13 protein-coding genes and 1 pseudogene are annotated in these 19,482 nt (G+C 67.3%); 4 read left to right on the plus strand and 10 right to left on the minus strand.

Annotation, left to right across the window (positions count from 1 at the left end):
• Positions 1-8: 8 nt before the first annotated feature.
• The 10 genes and pseudogenes from cas5 to ACWGDX_RS17430 all read right to left on the minus strand — a co-directional run bounded on the left by cas5 (position 9) and on the right by ACWGDX_RS17430 (position 11,141).
• Complete coding sequence (cas5, locus tag ACWGDX_RS17385) at positions 9-680, minus strand: CRISPR-associated protein Cas5 (protein WP_453626425.1); 672 nt, start codon at positions 678-680, stop codon at positions 9-11.
• Between the two features lie 63 nt (positions 681-743).
• Positions 744-1,769 carry a type I-B CRISPR-associated protein Cas7/Cst2/DevR gene (gene cas7i, locus ACWGDX_RS17390; protein ID WP_453626427.1) on the minus strand — a complete coding sequence of 342 codons (1,026 nt, stop codon included), beginning with the start codon at positions 1,767-1,769 and terminating at the stop codon, positions 744-746.
• 2 nt (positions 1,770-1,771) lie between these two features.
• Positions 1,772-3,160 (minus strand): hypothetical protein, encoded by a 1,389-nt coding sequence (locus ACWGDX_RS17395; RefSeq protein WP_453626428.1) that lies wholly within the window; start codon positions 3,158-3,160, stop codon positions 1,772-1,774.
• Positions 3,160-3,918, minus strand: coding sequence for a CRISPR-associated endoribonuclease Cas6 (locus ACWGDX_RS17400; protein WP_453626430.1), 759 nt, complete (start codon positions 3,916-3,918; stop codon positions 3,160-3,162). Before ACWGDX_RS17400 ends, ACWGDX_RS17395 begins: the two co-directional genes overlap by 1 nt.
• Before the next feature lie 1,195 nt (positions 3,919-5,113).
• Positions 5,114-6,045 (minus strand): IS5 family transposase gene (locus tag ACWGDX_RS17405; protein WP_453626432.1). Its coding sequence is split into 2 segments (ribosomal slippage): positions 5,114-5,710 and positions 5,713-6,045, totalling 930 coding nucleotides; the frame shifts between segments, so codons are not numbered across the junction.
• A 373-nt stretch (positions 6,046-6,418) separates the two neighbouring features.
• The gene (locus tag ACWGDX_RS17410; protein WP_453626434.1) at positions 6,419-7,558 is read right to left on the minus strand and encodes a hypothetical protein; all 1,140 of its coding nucleotides are present in this window, start codon (positions 7,556-7,558) and stop codon (positions 6,419-6,421) included.
• The gene (locus ACWGDX_RS17415) at positions 7,555-8,556 is read right to left on the minus strand and encodes a thiopeptide-type bacteriocin biosynthesis protein (RefSeq protein WP_453626499.1); all 1,002 of its coding nucleotides are present in this window, start codon (positions 8,554-8,556) and stop codon (positions 7,555-7,557) included. Before ACWGDX_RS17415 ends, ACWGDX_RS17410 begins: the two co-directional genes overlap by 4 nt.
• Positions 8,538-9,047 carry a lanthionine synthetase LanC family protein gene (locus ACWGDX_RS17420; protein ID WP_453626500.1) on the minus strand — a complete coding sequence of 170 codons (510 nt, stop codon included), beginning with the start codon at positions 9,045-9,047 and terminating at the stop codon, positions 8,538-8,540. Before ACWGDX_RS17420 ends, ACWGDX_RS17415 begins: the two co-directional genes overlap by 19 nt.
• A gap of 31 nt (positions 9,048-9,078) precedes the next feature.
• Positions 9,079-9,750, minus strand: a pseudogene (locus ACWGDX_RS17425) (lanthionine synthetase LanC family protein); the annotation flags it as partial.
• On the minus strand, positions 9,747-11,141 hold the full coding sequence (locus tag ACWGDX_RS17430; RefSeq protein ID WP_453626436.1) for a thiopeptide-type bacteriocin biosynthesis protein: 1,395 nt from the start codon (positions 11,139-11,141) through the stop codon (positions 9,747-9,749). The gene ACWGDX_RS17430 and the pseudogene ACWGDX_RS17425, both read right to left, overlap by 4 nt.
• 277 nt (positions 11,142-11,418) lie before the next feature.
• Here ACWGDX_RS17430 and ACWGDX_RS17435 point away from each other — a divergent pair, with 277 nt between their 5' ends.
• From ACWGDX_RS17435 to ACWGDX_RS17450, 4 genes are all read left to right on the plus strand, one after another.
• Positions 11,419-16,653 (plus strand): caspase family protein, encoded by a 5,235-nt coding sequence (locus tag ACWGDX_RS17435; protein ID WP_453626438.1) that lies wholly within the window; start codon positions 11,419-11,421, stop codon positions 16,651-16,653.
• Positions 16,650-17,510: a hypothetical protein gene (locus ACWGDX_RS17440; protein ID WP_453626440.1), complete on the plus strand. Its 861-nt coding sequence runs from the start codon at positions 16,650-16,652 to the stop codon at positions 17,508-17,510. Before ACWGDX_RS17435 ends, ACWGDX_RS17440 begins: the two co-directional genes overlap by 4 nt.
• Before the next feature lie 649 nt (positions 17,511-18,159).
• Positions 18,160-18,612, plus strand: a complete 453-nt coding sequence (locus ACWGDX_RS17445; RefSeq protein WP_453626442.1) for a hypothetical protein — start codon at positions 18,160-18,162, stop codon at positions 18,610-18,612.
• A gap of 44 nt (positions 18,613-18,656) precedes the next feature.
• Positions 18,657-19,133 carry an SAM-dependent methyltransferase gene (locus tag ACWGDX_RS17450; protein WP_453626444.1) on the plus strand — a complete coding sequence of 159 codons (477 nt, stop codon included), beginning with the start codon at positions 18,657-18,659 and terminating at the stop codon, positions 19,131-19,133.
• The last annotated feature ends 349 nt before the right edge of the window (positions 19,134-19,482 follow it).

A 19,482-nucleotide genomic window follows, 5' to 3' on the forward strand; every position in this document is an offset into this window, starting at 1 on the left:
GTTCTTCCTTACGGGGATACGTGGGCGGGATGGGCCGGTGGGAGCAGGACGAGGGCTTGGCCGGCTTCGGTGGTGTAGTCCGCTGTGATGGTGGCGTGTGTTCCGGTGCGGGCGTAGCGGTAGGTGTCCCATTTGGTGTGGGCGCGGTTCAGGGTGATGGCGGTGGGGAGCTGCATCTGTTCGCCGTTGTTGATGGTGTCGGGGTCGGGTGCGGTGGTGTGGGGGATGAGGGCGTGACCCTGTTTGCCCGTGTTTTCGGGGGTGAGGTGCACGCGACGGGTACGGGCGGTGGCCAGGTCCTGTGACCGTCCGAGATGGAGCGGCCAGACCGGCTTACGGATTGCGGTCTCCCACATGTCCAGGTCTGTGGTCAGCCAGGTGGTCAGGGTGATGCCGGTAAGGAACTCGCGGTCTTTGATGGTGGCGTTGCGGCTGGCTGCTTTGGCCGCGGCGGGGTGATAGGTCTCCAGGTCGGTGCCGGAGCCTTCCGCGGTGAAGGTCATGGCGAAGCGCGTGCTCTCGGGGACTTGGTCCCAGGTGCCGACGGTGGCGGCGAGCATGCCGGCGACGGTGCTCGGTGGTGGGCAGGGCAGGCCGACTTGGATGCCCTGGTAGAGCGGGTTGCGGAAGCTGGCCACGGGGGCGGTGACGGTGATTTCGAGGGCTTCGACGCTGGACATCGAGGTCTCGTCTCCTGACAGTCTTGGGTGAGAACCCTTGCGGGCGCATGAACGGTCGAATGGCTAGTCCTGGAACCAGATATCGTGTTGCCCTGCCTCGATCTCCTTGGCGAGAGCCCTCAGAACCACACGCGGATGGTCGATGATCAGGCGGTCTTCCTTGACGAGGTCGTCCAGATCGGTGCGGGCGATCTCGCGCTGGTCGCCGAGGAAGCCCGGAGCCCAGCCAAGGTGGACCTTTCCGCTGATGAGGTCGGACCAGGCGTCCATTTCTTCACGGAGAGTCTCTACGAAGAACCGGATCTGGCCGTCGACCGGTGCGAGGAGCCGGGTGAACGGCTGGTTCCCGCCCTGGATCGGAGCGAGAAGGATCAGAGCCGGGGTCCGGTCTCCGTAGTGCGCGGCCTGGCTCGCACCACCGTGCATGGCTGTGAGAGCACGAAGGAGAACGGCGACGCGACGGCGGCGCTCTTCGATGGGGAGAAGGATCCCGGCGGTTCCGCGGCGGGTGACCTCGGTGCATCCGGCCTGGATCGCCTCCCGCGCGGCTTCGTTCGAGAGCGCGGCCTTACGGACGTTCCCTTCCTGTTCGAAGAACCCGACGCGCTGCATGTCGAGGCGGAGATCACCTTGAAGGGCAGCGGTATAGAACTCGTGCTCGTGGAGGATGGGGTTCGCACCGGTCGGCAGACCTCGGCTCATGGTGCCGAAGTCGCGGGTGGGGCGCTCGGGGGCGATGGAGACGAAGGTGCCGGTGGACAGGACGGTGTCGCGCATGTGGGTGGAGGCCCTGGTCGCGACCATGTAACCGAAGAGGTCGTCGTCCGTGTGCCGGTCGGGTCGGCCGGAGGTGTACGCCTGCTGCTTGGTGTCCTCGTTGCCGTTGACGATGACCGGCGAGGGAGAGTCCGTGTCCGGGAAACTGTCCCTGACCATGCGGCGGAACCACTGGGCCGAGCCGTAGGGGTAGATCTTGCCGCCGGTGCGGTGCTGCTTGACGGGGGTGACGTTGCCCTGGTCCGCGGTGCCGCGGCCGTTGTTGGGGGCGCCGGCCTGGATGTCGAGTACGGCTTTGCCGGTGAGGTACATGGTCAGTTGCTCTCTTCCTGGTCGTTCGTGTCGAGGGTCGTGAAGTCGTCGTCGGTGGTGGTCTCGTCGGTGGCCTCGACCGTGGCTCCGCGGGCGCAGAGTTCCTCGAAGACGGCCACGAAGAGCAGTTCGCGGGCACTCCATGAGGTGTTGCCGGAGTCGAACAGGACGCGCCACTGGGGGACGGTGACGAAGGGGTCGTTCGTGGAGTCGGCGGGGCGTTTCTTGGCCCAGTCGGCGATCTCGTTCCTCAGCCACCCCTTGAGGTCGTTGGGGCGGCGTGTGGCCACGACGAACTTTTTGAGGCGTTTGTCGTCGTGTGTGCTGACGACGTCCGCGATGCGGCGGGCGACGGTTGTGACGTGGCCGACGTCCTTTTCGAGCACGTGCAGGACCTCCGTGAGGTAGGCGCGGATGAGGGGGGCGAGGTGTGGCACTGCCGCTGGGATGCTGCCGGTGTCGGTGATCCGGTCGCGGAGCCAGCCGGTGGCTTTGGACGGGATTTGCTCTGGGCGGTTGAACGCGCGCCAGGCGAGCATGCGAAGCCCGGGGACCTTGGCAGTGGCCTGCGTATGAGCGAGGTAGCGGAAACCGGTACGGCGGTCGGAGTCCGAGGCGGTGGAGCGAAGCCACTCGGCGAGGGGCTGTTCCATGGCCTCGATACGGAACTTCATGTCCCGAGTGCTGTTGCTGAACTGGATAGCCTGTACGCCCGCGGAGATCCGGCTGTCCCACCAGCGCAGAGCCCTGAGGGCCGCGAACTCGACGGCGAAGGAGCCCCCGTCCCTCTTGAGGTCGCGGCGGGTGATCATGTTCCGGACATTGGGGGCGATGGCGCTGTGGGCGACTCGCCCCATGAACTTCTCGTCCCAGGAGTGGACGCCGTAGAGGACTCCTCCGCCTGCGGTGAAGACATAAGGAAGGGCGTGGAAGCTGGTGACACAGGGGAAGCAGAGCGGGGTGCCCCGGTGGTCGGGGGCGGTGGTGTTGCGGTGCTCGATGCTGGCGCCGAGGGGAATGTCAACGTTTCCGTACCAGGCGCAGGCAGGCCGTCCGCACAGTGAGCAGGGCACCCCGGGCCACTTGTCGGCAGGCGGCATGGTGCGCCAGGCAGTGAGTCCTTCTGGGGTGCGCTTGGTCTTGTAGTGGAGGGCGCAGTTGGGCCAGAGGATGTAGGAGATGCCCATGAGGTACCAGCCGGCATTGCCTTTGGCGATGGAGCTGGTCGCGATGAGGTCGCTGATCATGCGCTCGACGGCCCGATCGAACTGGTCGCCGGTCACCTCCTCCGGGTGCGCCGCTTTGGCGAGCGCCGCGATGGCGTAGGCGCCGGCGCGCTGGAGAGGGTGCGGAGTGAGCCGGAGTTCGTCTTGGGCGGAGACCCTGTTCATCAGGCCGTCACCCATCCGAATCCGGCGGAAGTGGCCCCGCCGATCCCGGTGGACCACAAAGCTTGAAGCGCCGCCGGGGCACCGGAAACGTCGATCTCTACCGGTGCGCCGGTTTTCTTGCCCCGGTGGATGGTGCTGGAGGCGTCGCTGCCGTGGCCCACGACGGAGAAGGAGCGCTTCGGTCCGATCCAGGTGATTGCTTCCAGGGTGACCGAGCCGTATCCGAAGGTCTCTGCCTTGCGTCGGAGGCTGTGGCTCAGTGCAACATCAAATCCGGGGTCGCCGGGGAGAACCCACGATCCCCAGACCTGGCGGCCGTCCGGTGACCGAGTCGCCTCGCTCTTGACAGTGATGGGGTTACTGGTACGAAACCTTGCCCGGCCAGAGGCGAAGGCGGGCGGGTCGATTCGCGTGACACCCTCGACGTTCAGCGCCACCCCACCCCAGTCCAGGATGGGAATCATCGTGAAGTCCTTGGCGAGTGCCTCGATGATCTCGTCAACTGGACTGCCGAACTCGACAGTGCCGGCGCCGCCGGCGACATAAGCGCCGCGAACGCGGCGGGGCTTGGGGAACTCGGGGGCGCCGTAGCCGAACGGCGCGATTCGATGAGGGCCCCATCCGGTGTCGTGGACCTTGGCTCCGAGTTGTGGTGCCTGACGGCTGAGCGCGGCGTAAACGATGCCGCGGCCTGGCGCGATGACCTGGTCCCATGGGATTTCTTTCGCCCTTGTATTGACGTGTACGCGCAGGCGCATATCTCCCCCTTTCTGCTGGTCAGCGGCACGTATGTGTCCGCAAGGGTCATTGATATCGGTACGAGCTTTTCCTTTCCCGAGCCGACTGAGGCGGCATGTCTATCACACGTGAATCCCCTTCGGAGAACGTGAACCAACGGTCTACCAGCAGCCACTGACAGCGAGTCGGAAACGGTCTTTGGGTGGCCAAATGAGTTCACAAACGATCGCTTTGGGGTTCTGTCGGAGAGGTGGGGTAGCGTCTGTGGAAGTCGCTCCGGGCTAGTTCTCGGGAGCGCAGGACGACTTGAAAACCTCACACGATTCATCGCCCCGTTGGAGGGGCTACCTGTGATGCATGGCGGTCCACATTGCCCTGGTGACAAAGCAGCTGGGACGGAAGTGATTTCGAGTGCCGTAGCTTCGTCGCCGGTGAAGAGGGGAGCGAACGTTGACCCGCACAGGCGCACGCTCGGCATGACGGACGTCCTCATCACTGCACTCGGTGCCAAGAGGATGACCGCCTACGGGTCTCATACCGCTCCCGAATGTGCTGTCGTCATCAGCCCTTGAGGGCTCGCAACGCGGCCTTGAGAGCGGCGGACAGCGTCGGCTCGCGTCAACGCTCCGGATGGCTCGCAAGCAGTAGCCGGGCAGGCTGGCCCGCGCGACGGTCTCGCCGTTATCAGCGCTGGAGGGCTCGCAACTCCAGGCCGCCCCAGACGCCGTACTCCTTGCCGGAGGCCGTCATTAGCCCTGGAGGGCTCGCAACATGAGCTGCGGGGTGTGCATCACACGGCGGGCCGTAGGTCGTCATCAGCCCGGAGGGCTCGCAACTCAGGCCACTTCATGCTGTGCAGCACGAGCGCGTCCTGTGGTCATCAGCCCTGGGGGGCTCGCAACGGCGTAGCGCCGAATTTTGCGACTCTCAGGCGCACTGTGGTCATCAGCCCTGGAGGGCTCGCAACGTAGCGTGCGAAATCCGCCAAGATACCCGTCACCCGGTCGTCATCAGCCCTGGAGGGCTCGCAACATGTTCGACGTGCTGCAACTGCGGCTGTTCGCGCTGGTCGTCATCAGCCCTGGAGGGCTCGCAACCCGAGCAGGCACAGCACGATGCACAACAGGCACGGGGTCGTCATCAGCCCTGGAGGGCTCGCAACCGATCTGGGAGCAGAGCACGCACTGGGCCGCCGTCTAGGACTTGTCCGGTCGATCATGTGCGGAGCCAGATGGTGAGGGCTGCTGCTGTTGCGGTGCCGAGGAAGACGTAGCCACGCTTGTCGTATCGGGTGGCCACGGCCCGGTGCTGTTTCAGCCTGTTGATGGCCCGTTCGACGGTGTTGCGTTTCTTGTACCGTTCTTCGTCGAAGCCGGGTGGCCGTCCGCCTCGCGCGCCTCTGAGCAGGCGGGCGGCCTGGCTGTCGGTCTTCTCCGGGATGACGTGCCGGATGCCCCGACGCCGCAGGTACTCGCGGCAAGGCCCGTTGCTGTATGCCTTGTCGGCCGTGAGGCTGTCGGGTCTGCTGCGAGGCCGTCCCCGGCTGGTCCGTGGGATGCGGATCTTCTCCAGCACCGCTGTGAACTGCGTGCAGTCCGCCCGTTGTCCGCCGGTGATGATGAGGGACAGCGGGCGGCAGCGGCCGTCCGCGCTCAGGTGGAGCTTGGTGGTGAACCCGCCGCGCGAGCGGCCCAGGCCCTCACCTCCAGCACCACCTTCACCAGGCGGGCGACGATGCTCTGCCACGCCGGCTCGTCCTGGTGTTCCGGCATTCCCTCCCCCTTTGACGTGGGCGCCGGCGGCGGATCGGTGCGAGCACCGGCCGCGTGCTGATGAGCCCGCACGATGGTGGAGTCGACCGAGATGTCCCAGTCGATCTCACCCGCCGCGTCGGCGGCGGCCTGGATCTGCTGAAGGAGCCGCTCCCAGGTTCCGTCGGCCGACCACAGCCGGTGACGCTCGTAGACGGTCTTCCACGGCCCGAACCGTTCCGGCAGGTCACGCCACTGCACCCCGGTCCGCACCCGGTGCAGAATCCCGTCGATCACCTGCCGGTGATCCCGCCACCGGCCACAACGTCCGTTACCGACCGGCAGGAACGGCCGCAGCCGTTCCCACTCCGCATCACTCAGATCACCCCGCCCCATGCACACACCAACGACCCGCACACGAAGCAGTCACATGATCGACCGGACAAGTCCTAGTCGTCATCAGCCCTGGAGGGCTTGCAACATGCGCGAGCGGATTGCGGACCGCCTTGCCGCGGCGGTCGTCATCAGCCCTGGAGGGCTCGTAACGCGTTGCCGGGCGGGATGCAGGGGCGGGGCTGGCGGGTCGTCATCAGCCCTGGAGGGCTCGCAACCGGACCGTTGTCACCCGCTCGGGGATGTACCGTACGGCCGCAGGGCGGGATCCGGGCAGACGGGACAGACCGTTGGGTGGTACCGGCGCCAAGTGCAGGTACGTCAGATGACCGGCGGCGGTTCGTTGTCCGATGCTGCCTGGCCGCTTCGAATGCGGCTACGCCGCCCCTTCCTCGGCGAGGCAGTGGACGAGACTCGCTCCCGCTGTGGTGACGGCCTGCATGATCGTGGACAGCACCGACTCCGGCAGGGTCCCCTGACCGAGCCCGCCGTCGCGGACGATCGCTTCCAGCTCACGGCGTGACTTCTCGCCGGCCGCCAGGACGGGGTGGCGGAGGATCTCGCGCGCGGCATAGGCGTCGCCTGCCTGCTTGGTGTCGCTGACGATTGTGTTGTGCAGGGGTTGGGCCTGGGCTTCGCAGCCTTCTGGTGCCAGGTCGATTGCCGTCAGGACCAGCCTCACCCGGAACATGCGCAGGTGCGGCGGGGTCGGCTCCAGGGCATCCCGTACGGCGCGCGTCACAGCGGTGAACGCTTCTGCCGTGGCACGTCCCGCAAGGTGGTCGGCGTAGTGGCGGAGGATCTGTGCGACGGCTTCTTCCCACGGTTCGGTGATCGTGGCCTTCTCGATCAGGGAGTTTGCTGTGTCCGGGTCGGCCGTGTGCAGGCGTGCCATGGCGTGTGCTTGCCTGCTGTCGTGCAGCCGCTCAGGGGTCTTGCCATAGGCGGTCGCGTGTTCTGCCGCTTGGGGCCATTGGCCGGTGGCGACAAGGAGCCGGGTGCCGTCTTCGAGTAGGAGGGTGTGGAGCCAGGGGCGTATGTGGTCGAGGGTCGCGTCGGTGGTGAATCCCGTGAGGTCGATGGGGTGGCCGTGGACGGTCACTGTGCCGCCGTCGTGTATGGCGCGGTGCACGCTCATCAACTGCTGATAGGCAGCACGCGGGTCCCCCGCTCGGGCGGTCAGGCGCATGAGGTTGACGATCGGCTGGAGGCAGGCGATGGCGCTGTCTCCGGTGAGGGGCCATGCCGGCCGGAAGAGGTGGAGCTGACGCAGGCACAGGTCTGTCGCCAGGTCGGTCAGGCCGCGATCGGAGGCGATCAGCGCGGACAGGTTCCAGGTGGCGCACGCGAGATTGATCCGGTCGAGGAGGGGCCCGTCCTGTGCCGACATCTCCGCACAGGTGTGTACCTCTTCGACCCGGGCGGCGAAGCTGGGGTAGACGAGGTGGGACCGGCTGACCAGCGGGAACCGCTTGACGAACCGGTGGAGTTTTGCCTGCGGGTGTGGCGCGGTCACGGCATCGGCCTTTCCGTGGAGTCGGCGGGGTGCAGGATCGCGGTACGTGCCGCGTGAGCGAGAACGCTCTGAGCGCGGGCGTCCAGGCCGATCCGGTTCCAGTGGAAGATCACGTGGTAGGAGATGACCTCGCGCAGGCCGCGTTCGAGGGTTCCGTCCCGGGCGGCTGTGCCGAGGTCTCTTCCCGCGTGCCGGAACGCGTGGACCCAGTCGGCGGCGGGCTTGAGCGTGCGGTCCGACTGGAGCATGGGGCCGGTGGGGCTGGTGTCGGTGAGGAGCAGTTGCCGCAGGCTCCCGGCCATGGCGTGGACTTTGGCCGCCGGTACGTCTGGGGGTAGGGGTCGTTCCTTGGTGACGCGGTGCCAGACGTCGCCCTGCTCGTACCACTCCAGGCCGGCGGCGCGCATGAGGGTGGTGCACAGCAGCAGCGACAGCTCCCGGCGGCCCAGCTCGCCATGGCCTGTGGTGAGGACGGCGCGGCTGTCGGCGTGGAACAGGGTGTGGGCGATGGTCATGCTGGTGTCGCCGCCGAAGGCGGCGGCTTCGGGTTCGTAGATGCCGGGCCACCAGCGGTCGACTCGCCCGCCGACAGTGAGTTCGTTCAGCGTGCCAGCCAGTGTCGGGGGGAGCTGCGTCCCGGGGGCCGGGAGCAGTCGCATCCGCCAGCACGGGTGCTTCCGTATGAACCACCAGCCCTTGACCATCCCGTCCTGTTGGGCCAAGTCCAGGACAGGGGCGATGTGGTCGGCGGCGGTCTGCTCGGCCTTGTCCCATTCGGTGAACTGGACGTACAGCTGACGCCACGCCGGGGACCCCGCCTGCTGGGCGAGCGCGTGCTGTCCGGCCTGCCGGTAGACGGCGACGGCGGCGTCCAGTTCGGCGGGTTCGAGCCCGGCGTGGGCTGCGGCGGTGTTCGTGCCGACACCGGCCAAGACCTCCAGCACCGCGTGCAGGGTCGTTTCCAGGCGGGCGGGTTGGTTCAGTCGATCAGCAGACATGCGTCCCATCCCGAGATCGGCGCAGCGTCGTGCGCTGCGGTGGTCAGGGCGAGGGCAGTGCCCGCGCCGCCTTCCAGGAGGCCGAGGTCGGGGCCGGTGTGGGCGTGCCGGGTCAGAGCGGCGGCGATGCCGGGCAGAGCAGCACGCAGGGCCGGGGTGGCGGCGTCGTGGGCGGCGCGCCAAGCGGTCTGGTAGACGCCGGCCCAGCCGTGGCACAGGCTCGTGTCGGCGATCGTGGACAGCTGACCGGGGTCGGTCAGGCAGCGGGCCAAGGCATCCTCGTACTGGAGCTGTCGTACGGTGTCGTGGCGGGCGATGGCGGCGAGCTGTCCGGCGCGAGCGATGCCGGGGGTTCCGTAACACCAACTGGGCCGGGCCGGCCTGTCCGGTTGCGCCCGTGTGGAGGTCGCCGAGGTGGAGGTGTTCCGGCCACCAGGGTCCGCCGGGGCCGTCCTGCCGCCACGCGTCGAGCCAGCCGAGGATGGCGTCATGGTGGCCGTCGACGGTCAGGCCCTGGCGCAGGGCGCGGGCGAGCAGCAGCAGCGGGCCCGTGATGCCGTGAGCCGCGCCCAGCTTGGCGTGCCCGCCGGAGAATTGCCGGGACTGGGTGAGATGCGGGTCGTGGCCGACCCACCAGCCGGGCAGCTCCCCGTGATCGCTGTCGGGGTTGGGCCGGGTCAGTGCCACGAGATAGGAGAGGGCACGTTCCATCGCGTTTCCGGTTGGGGCGCGGCGCAGGAGGTAGGCGCCGATGCCGGTCATTCCGTAGAAGACGTCGTACTCGTGGAAGGTGGGCCGGTGTCCGCTGCGCAGACGGATGCTGGCGGCATCGGCACGGCGGTGAGCGAGATCGGTGACGTGCCGGTCCATGGTGGCGGCGGTGTCGTGGTAGCGGGCCGAGTCGGTGGTGACGGCACAGCTGAGCATGAAGGCGACGGCGGGCGCGCCCAGGTAGAGGCCGCTGGTGTCGGCGGCGCTGACGTCGGTGGCGACGGCGCTCTTGATCCAGGTGTGTGCCCGCTGCCAGGTGCCGTTGCCGGTGCGGGCTTGCTCGATGTGGAGCAGGGCGGTACCGGCTGCGCCGACGGCCAGGGACTGCGCGGCCCAGGGCTGGTGGTCGGGTGGAGGTGCGGGGGTGCTCAGGTGCCGGGCGAAGGAGTCGGCCGCAATGGCCGGGCTGGTTGTGGTGGTCACGGCCGGCTCTCCCGGTGGCGCAGGGCACAGGCTCGGACGAGCCGGCCAATGAGGCGTTCGCGGTCGGGGTCGACGGGCAGTGCGCGGATGTAGTGCTGGTGGAGAAGGGACATCAGCACGGTGCCGGGGTCGCGCTGTCGGGCCAGCTGATCGCGGTACATGTGCAGGGCGGAGGCGCGGTCCTGCCAGGCGGCGGCCACGTCCGGGCCGCCGGAGGTGGACCGCGGTGCCGTCCCGTCGGGGTGGGTCAGGGCGAGGGTCTGACGCAGCAGCGCCCGGTCCAGCGGGCCGTGCTCGCGGGGCAGGTGGCGGGTCAGCCAGTCGGCTGCCTGGTCCGCGTCGCCGGTGAACCGTGTCGCCAGGTCGTACATGCTCGCGGCGGTGAGAGCGTGGCCGGTGTGGCTGTCGTCGGACGTGAGGCGTATCTGCGCCAAGCAGGCGGCCGAGTCGGCAGCGAATACCGCGTGGGCCGCATCGAGGGCGGGGCCGTGACCGTAGCGGCCGGTCTGCGGCCGGTAGTGGCCAGCTCCAGTCGGGAGGCCAGGCGCTGGTCGTGCAGAGCGTCGGCCCAGTCGTGGAGGATGGCGGAGACCGCGCCGTAGTCGTCCGGAGTCGGCAGGTGTAGGTACAGCGCCAGATGCTGGTCGGAGTCGGGCCGTGTGGTGTCGCGGTGACGGCGGAACCACCACCGTGGCGGGGTCGGTGAACTCCGCGAGCAGGCTTGGCAGGTGTCCGGTCAGGATCTCGCCGAAACGCTGCGGGTGAGCGTGGAGTTGAGCGTGCAGGATCGACGCTCGTCCCGGCATCAGAGCCCTGGTGGTTGCGGCCGGTGCTGTGAGCGCGGGTGGCTCGGAGCGGAGGCCCGCGGTGTTCGCCAGCTTCAGGGGGATCAGCAGTTCGTGCGGGCGGCCGATCCAGGCGCGGTTCTCCGGGCCGGGGGTTTCGCGCAGCGCGATACGGCGGGTGCTGTCGAGCCGGGCCCGCAGCACCGCCCGATGCAAATGCTGAGACAGGTCGATGGGCAGCTGCTGGTCGTACTCGACCAGGGCCACGCGGTCGGGCACACGGAACCTGTCCCGCCAGCGGTGCAGGGCGGTCTCCCAGTCGGGCATCGAGACAGTGCGGCCGGGCAGGTCCTCGGCGGCCAGCAGCCACCGTGCGGGCGCGAGGACCGTCCGCTTGTACCGCACGCGCGGCAAGTACGGCAGGCGCGCGGCGGCACCGAAGTTGAACGCCTTGTACACGGCGCAGCGGCTGGTGGTGATCTCCGCCAGGAACCGGGCGAGGGGCGGCGTGTGGACCGAGGCTTCCAGCGCGTGCGGGACGCGGGGCTCGATGCGGCGGCCGGTGGACATCTGCACGAGGTAGAACTGCCGGGCGTCCGCGGTCACTGCCAGGTCGGTCAGCGGGATGACACCGGGGCCGGGTGCGGGGTGCTCCCCAGCGAGATGACGTGCGGCAGCAGCCGCATTCCCGAACTCGCAGAGGCCGTCCGGCCGAAGGATACGGGGCCCGTGGGGAGTTGGCCTGCACGGCCGCTCCGTATGGAGGTCGTTCGGGTGCCTGGAGCCGAGACGGCTCGCCAATCTTCGGCTCGCAGGGTGCGGTAAGTGATCGTGTCGCTACAGTTTTCGCAGGTTCGATGATGCCTAGCAGTAGGGCGGTCGAGTGGGTCGGCGATTTTTCATAGCGCTGGGGAGTGGCCGGTACCGTCATCTTCCTGAGGACGAACAACTGCGGTCCGTGCCTGCCGACGTTCGCGGGACGACGGAGCTCTTCGCCGCCTTCGGGTACGAGTCGGTGCTGCCCGGGCTCGGGGAGTACGACGGGGCTGAGCAGATCCGCCAGAAGCTGTCGCACTGGTCGGAGGACACCGCCCTGACCAGTGACGACGTGGTGGTTGTGTACTTCGCGGGCCATGGCTCGGTGGAGGAGCGTGATCGGCACTATCTGCTCTGCTGGGATTCGCGCGGCGAGGACCTCGCGACCACAGCGCTGGCCACCGAAGACTTGGTGCGCATCCTGTGCAGGGGTAACCTGCGGCATCTTCTGCTGATTCTTGACACGTGTGCCGGAAGCGCGGGCAGCGCGGAGGCGTCTGCGGTCGCGCTGCGAACGATCGCGTACCGCAACGCGCACGCCGACTCGACGGGGTTGTGGTTCCTCGCTTCTGCCCGCCGCAAGGACATCGCCGAGGACGGTGCGTTCGTGGCGGCCTTGGGCGAGGCGGTGGAGACAACAACGGGGCGTACCGGCCAGCGGCAGCAGTATCTCGACCTCACCGAACTGGTGAAGGCGGTCAACGAGCGATTCGAGGGCGACGGACGCGGTCAGCGGGCCGAGCTGGCCAGCGGTCTCGTCACGGGGCTGGCACCCTTCCTGCCGAACATCGGATACGAGGAAGAACTGCCACCACTCGGTACTGACCTCGAAGTGCAGCGTCGGGTGGTCGCGCGAGACCTCACCGAGCACTTCGGACCACGCTCGCGCGGTGTGGAGTTCGAGTCGGAGCAGGGCCTGTACTTCAGCGGACGGGTGCGCGTGTTGTCCGAGCTTGTGGCCTGGCTGACCGCGGAAGTTGGGGATGGCCGGGGACGGGTCGTTACCGGCAGTCCGGGCTGTGGTAAGTCCGCGGTTCTCGGCAGAATCGTCGCGTTGTCGGACAGTCGGTATCGCTCGCGGCTCGACCTGGGGGGTGTCGACCCCGGCACCGTAGTGCCGGCCGGATGCGTAACAGCGGCTGTGCATGCCCGTCACAAGAGGCTGGAAGAGGTTGTGGAACGGCTTGCCACCGCCCTCGACGTGGAGGCCGACGGCGCCGCCGCGCTGCTCCAGGAGCTCACCAGGCGAGGCCGCCAGGGACCGCCGCTGATCATTGTCGTGGACGCCGTGGACGAAGCCGGGTCGGACACTGCGGCGGACGCGGGTGGCCATGGCGAGCCGCGCAGGATCACTCGGGAACTGCTGCGTCCCATGTCGGAGATCCAGGGGGTAAGACTCCTCGTCGGGACTCGCCACGAACTGGTTGCGCCTCTCGGCCCCACCTTCACCTGTATGGACCTGGACCGGTCCGAATACCGTGCGGGCGAGACCGATGTGGCTGGATATGTCACCCGGGTACTTCTCGCTACGGAGGAGTCCGACGTACGCACTCCGTACCGTGGCCGGCGGGATCTCGCGAGGGCTGTCGCCAAAGGCGTTGCTGAGAAGGCCGCCGGTGTCTATCTCTACGCGAGGACGACCGCACGTACCCTGCGGTCGGACCGGACCCCGGTGGACATCGGCCGACCCGGCTGGGCGGAGGCATTGCCGAGTGAGATCGGCGAGGCGTTCGACGACTACCTGGCCCGCTTCGGCCCGGACGAACCACGTGTGCGCCGTATGCTGCTCGCCCTCGCGTTTTCCGAGGGCAAGGGGCTTCCCCGGGGTCTGGTCTGGACCGCGCTCAGTTCGGTGATTTCGGGAATTCCTTGCACTGAGGAGGATGTCTCCTGGGTTCTTGATGTTGCCGAGGCGTACATCGCCGAAGTCATCGACGACGACCGGCGTTCTGCCTATCGGCTTTACCACAAGGCGCTGGCCGAGCACTTGCGCGCGACCGCTGACCGTCCGCCGGAGGAGGTCCAGAGGTCGGTCGTCGAAGCGCTCAACTCCCTTGTCCCGGAATCGTCGGACGGACGCCCCGACTGGTTCGTGGCTGTTCCGTACGTGCGTCAGCACATGGCCACACACGCGGCGGCGGCGGGCGTGCTTGCCGACCTCGTGGAAGATCCGGGCTTCTTGCTCGCCGCCGAACGCCTAGCTCTGCTAAGGGCGTTCGCGTCGATCGAGGGCGAGGAGCCGAGACGGATCCGGGGCTCGTACGAGCAGGTCGCGCACCGGCTGACAAGCGACCGAGCGATGGGGGAGCGGGCCGCCGATCTGCAACTGTCGGCCCGTCGGTGCGAGGCCGATCAACTGGCCGACCGTATCGACGAACTGGGCGTCTCACTTCCATGGTCCGCACGCTGGGCATGGTGGTCGACCAGCGGGGTGCACAGGCTGCTCAACGGCCACAGCAAGGTAGTTGGCTGCGTGGCGGTCGGGAGTCTTGACGGGCGTCCCATCGCGGTGACGGGAAGCGCGGACGGCACAGCGTTGGTATGGGACCTCACCTCGCAGCGTCAGATCGGCGACACGCTTTCCGTGGGCATCGCGGTGAGCGCCATCGCCATCGGGGATCTGGGCGACTACACCGTCGCCCTCACCGGTGCGCAGGACGGTACGGTGAGGATCTGGGACCTGTCTGCGGGCCAGGAGTATGGCCGAGCGCTGATGGGCCACACGAACCGCGTCGAGAGCATCGTGGTAGGAGCTGTCCACGGGCGCCCAGTGGTGCTGACGGCGAGCGCGGACGGTACAGCACGAGTCTGGGATCTCGTCAGCAGGCAGCAACTTGGCTGCGATCTGAGCGCGCACAAACGGACGGTACGGGACGCTGATCTGGGCGAGCTCGATGGACGTCCCATCGCGGTCACCGGCGGTGATGACAAGGCCGTCTATATATGGGACCTGAGCGAGCTTTTCGACCGTGGTGACGCGCGCATCGACGGCAGTCCGCTCATCGGCCCGGCGCAAGAGGTCACGGCCGTGTGCGTAACGCGACTTGACGGCAGGACCGTGGTACTCGTCGGAGACGGAGCGGGAATGCTCAGCAGATGGGACCTGGCCGATCGCCGGCAGATCGGCGAACCTGTCACGGCCCATGTCTACTGGGCCGGTAGTGGAGTCGCCTCCGCCATGATTGGAGAGTCCGACGGTCGTCCGGTGGCGCTGAGCAGTGGACGTCACGAAGCACGTCTGTGGGATCTACGTACCCTTCAGCCGCTCGGACATCCGCTGCGCGGTCACGTTGAGCGCATCACCGCGGCAGCTCTCACCAACCGGGGAGACGCTTCTTTGGCGGTCACGGTCAGCGACGATCGCACCGCGCGCATATGGGATTTGACGGCGGATCAACCAGACGAGGGCCACACGCGCCCGGTGTGTTCCATGGCGTTCTGCGATATCCAAGGTCGCCCGATGGTCGTCACCGGTGGAAGGGACGCCACTGCCCGACTGTGGGACCTGCGGACCCGTAAGCTGATCGGTAGTCCTATGGAGGGGCATTCCGGTGAGGTGTCCGCTGTGGCCTTTGGCGCTATAGGGGGGCGGGCGGTAGTCGCGACGGGTGGGTCCGACACCACGCTCCGGCTCTGGGACCCGTTTCGGGGGGCTGTCCTGGGCTCGCCTCTGACAGGACATACCAACGCGGTGCGCTGTGCGGCGTTCGGCGAGTTGGATGGTGTGCCCGTCGTCGTCAGCGGTGGTGAGGACGGCACTGTTCGGATCTGGGACGCCACCTCCGGAGATGCGGTGGGCTCCCCATTGGTCGGGCACACCGGAGGCATCTCCCACCTTGCCGTACGCCGTGCGGGCCGGGGAATGGAGATCGTCCTCGCGACCTCGTCGGATCACGCGTACGTATGGCAGGTGACCGGTCGTGGAGCTCGCTGGCCGAGCGGACCCTATGCGCATTTCAATGTGGAGGACCTCACTCCCTCCGCTTTGGCCGTCGGCGTGGCATTTCATGGGACACGACCGGTGGTGTTGTCCATGCTTGAGGGCAACAACGTTCATGTGCACGACGTCGTGAACCGCTCAGCCGTCGGTGGTCCGTTCCTCGGGCACACCGAATATGTGATGGTGGGAACCCTCGGTCGGCTTGGCAGGAACACGGTCGTGGCGACGATGGCCTACGACAACTCCGTCAGGATTTGGGATCTGGAGACAGCCGCACCATTGGGGTCGCCGTTGGAAGGCTTCACCGGGGGATCGAGAGGGACAGTCGCGGCACCGCTGTTTGCTCAGGTCGATGGGGTGCCGGTGCTGTTGATCGCCACCTCACGCGATGTGCGGATCTGGGATGCGGTCGCCATGCGTCCCTTCGGAGAGCCGCTCTGCGGCGAGGACCGGAGCCTGGTGTCGGTCGACATCCTTCGGCGGTCAGAAAGCAGTTCGATTGTCGTCACAGGAGCTACCAACGGCGTCGTACGAACGCATGATCTCGACAACGGACGCCAGGTGGCGGCCCACCTCACTTCGGCGGCGCAGCAGATCACTGACTCGACGACCGTTCGTCTGAATGGTGACAGCGTGGTGGTGCGCAGTAGCTGGTGGGAGGCGGAGGTGTGGAGTCTCGGGTCCCGAAGGCGTCTCGGTAAACGTTCGGGTACTTCCTGGCGGGCTTGTCTACAGACGATGGACGGCAGTGCCGTCGTGGTATCGGTCGCGGCTGATTACGCACTCCACGCCTGGGATCTGCACACACAGGCCCCCGTATGCCCCCCGATGACCGGCCACACCGCCGATGTGATGACGGTACGGTCGGCGGTGGTCGGCGGCACCCCGGTCGTGGCGAGTGCCTCCCGTGACGGGACAGTGCGACTGTGGGACATAGGTACGGGCACCCTGCTTGCTGAGCCGCTCGGCGGTCATGAGATGGGTGCGTTCGGTTTGGAGATTGCGCACTTGGACGGCCGGGACGTCATCATCTCCGGAGCGGGCGACGGACGCCTACGGTTCTGGGACATAGCCGAAGAGCAAGACGCCGGACTGGAACTCGCGCCCTTCCCCTCGGCGGTCCGGGCGATCCGCGCCGCAGACGTTGACGGCACACTCACCACGGTCGCGGCCGATCGCTACGGACTGATGCGCGTCTGGGAGACGAACTCCCCCTCGTGGACGGCCGAACTCGACATCGGCAGCGGCATCAACGGCATCGCACTCGATAGTGACGGGCGGGTGTGCGCGGCGACCGACATGGGAGTGGTAGCGCTCCGCCTCAACTCCTCTCGACTCACGAAGGAGCGGGGTGTCCTGTGACCCGTATCGTCCTCGTCCACGGCATCGCGCAGGAGGTCAAAGGCCCCGGGACGCTGCTCGCCGACTGGTATCCGGCGCTGAGTGACGGTCTTGCTCTGGCGGCCGGCATGCGTGTGGCGCGCGACGAGGTGTCCATGGCTTTCTACGGTGACCTCTTCCGGCCCGCGGGTCACCGTGGACTCGGAGCCCCGGAGCTGGACGCTTCCGACGTTCAAGACGGCCTTGAGCGCGAACTGCTGCTTCAGTGGTGGGAATTCGCGTCAGAGTGGGACACGCGTGTCGCGGGTCCGGCCACGCAGGCCCGGCTGCGCACCCCCCACCTTGTTCAGCGGGCCCTGGACGCACTCAGCCATTCGTCCTTCTTCGCCGGGCTCAGCGAACGCATGATGATTGCCAGTGCCCGACAGGTACGCCGCTACTTCACCGAGCCCGATGTGCGTACCGGCGTCCAGGACAGGATCGCGCGGTGCGTGACTCGTGAGACCGAGGTCATCGTCGCTCACTCGCTCGGGACGGTCGCCGCGTACGAGACGCTGCACGCCCTTCCGGAATGCCCGGATCTGACGCTGGTGACGTTGGGCTCCCCCCTGGCCGTACGCAACCTCATCTTCGAACGCCTCATGCCCCGACCCGTCAACGGCCATGCCCGCTGGCCTGCTCCAGTGAAGCGCTGGACCAACATCACTGACGCGGGTGACGTCGTCGCGCTCGCAAAAGAATTGGCGCCATCGTTCGGTGATCGTATCCGTGACCTTCTGGTTTACAACGGCACCAAGGCTCACGACGTGCGCCCGTACCTTACGGCTCGTGAGACCGGCCAGGCCATTGCCGAGGCACTGCGCTCAGGCGCTAAGTGAGGGAAACAACGTTGTAGGGCCCCACCGCGTGTGGTGGGGCCCCTACAACATATTGCGCGGTGAGAGCAATGGCGGAGGATACGAGATTCGAACTTGTGGGGCCGCCACGCCAACTGCGTTGGTGCAGCGCTGGAGCGCGTACGGGGGCGTTCACCTGGGTTTATGGGCGGCTGGTCGTGGGAGAGTCCACCGCCTTCGCTCTCGTCTGAACGGGCTGGTCGACCACCCAGGTCGCGGCCGTACGCGACACCCCGCAGTGCGCGGCGTACGCCTGTGACGAGAGCGGAGTCTCCGGCGATGTGTACGCCCATCGGTTGAAGGCTGGCGCCGGAGACATCGAGGCCATGGCGTCAGATCAACTCCCTTTTCGTCCGTGGCTGATGGACGCATAGAGCGAACCGCGATCAGGGCATGCTGGGTATGCGGTCAAGGTCTTCGAGGTGGTCCAAATGGTCAAAGATCGTCCCGGCATGAGGGGACGGTGCGTTGTGGCGTGCGAACGGAACGAGCGGCTTGCCGAACTCCTCGCGGAAGCAGGCTGGTTACGGGAGCAGACGGCGAGCGCGTTCAACCGGGTTGCGGTGGAGAACAAGCTGATGTCGCGAGCTTCCTGTGCGGGACGTTCCCGGACGAGCAGGTACGGCGCGACATGTTCTCGGCGGCCGGAGAGCTGGCCTATCTGTCGGGCTGGGTGGCCTTCGACAACGCCGAACACGCGACCGCGCAGAGGTACTTCGTACTGGCCGTGAAGTTCGCAGCACGCGCCGAAAATCCGCCTCTGACCGGCCACATTCGGCGCGCGATGGCCCACCAGGCCATCGACCTCGGGTTCAACAAGCAGGCCCTCGACCTGTCCACCGCTTCGATGGACGGGCAGCGCTACGCGGCGGCCACTCCCAGGGAACGCGCCCTGCTCGGAGTCGTACACGCCCGTGGTCTAGCGGCCAACGGGCGGATGCAGGCAGCGGCGAAAACTCTGCTGAAGGCCGAGGACGGTGCCTCGGCCAGCGAGGACATCAGGGAGCCTCACCGCACCTTCTTCCTCGCCGAGGCGTCGCTGGCCCACGAGACGGCGTGCACGCTGCATATCTCGCCCGAGTAGATTGACCCCGTCGCCACGCAGGCTCGAAGGGGAATGCGGATCGCATGACTAAGTCGCTGGAGATCAGGCCCATCGCCACCGTGGTCGGCGGACGCGCCGAGCCCACCGACGACCACTGGACCGGCACGGCCGTCATCCGCCTGAACCCGGACTTCCCCGTCGAGGTCGTCCGGGGTCTAGAGGAGTTCTCCCACCTGCTGGTCGTCTGGCACTTCCACCAGGCATCACCCGACGATGTCGCTCTCCATGCCCGTAGTCCCCGCAACAATCCCGAGTGGCCGTCCACCGGGACGTTCGTCCACCGCAACCACCGCCGGCCGAACCAGCTCGCCCAGTCCTTCCCCCGGCTGCTGAAGGTCGACGGCCTGGACTTGCACGTCACCGACCTTGACGCGATCGACGGAAGCCCGGTCTACGACCTCGCTCCCTACTTCAGGGAGATGGGCCCCCGTGGCGAGGTACGCGAACCCGGCTGGCCGGGCGAGATGCTCGCCGACTACTGGCACGAAGCGCAGGACTGACAACGCCCGCTGCCTGGCAGGCATACACATTTGCGGTGGGACGGGAGCCGGCGCCACCGGTAGGGCCGCCGAGTTCCGGGACGAGGGTGGTTGCGTGGGTGGGCAGTACGGCCTCGCGAGCCTTGGTGAGGTTGCTGCTGGAGACTGATCAAGTAAGAAATGGTCTAGATGACTAGCAACCCCGGTTCGATAACCCATGGGGTTCATCGTGGAGCGGGTGATTCGAATCGAACTCGCGCTCTGAGCTTGGGAATCACAGGGGCTTTTTCGTCGTCTGTGCTGGTCAGCTACACGTATGGTCCTGAAGCGCCCCTTGGACCGGTGTCGTTGGTGACCGTGGTTGACCGCT

The sequence above is a fragment of the Streptomyces sp. NPDC055025 genome (assembly GCF_053608565.1).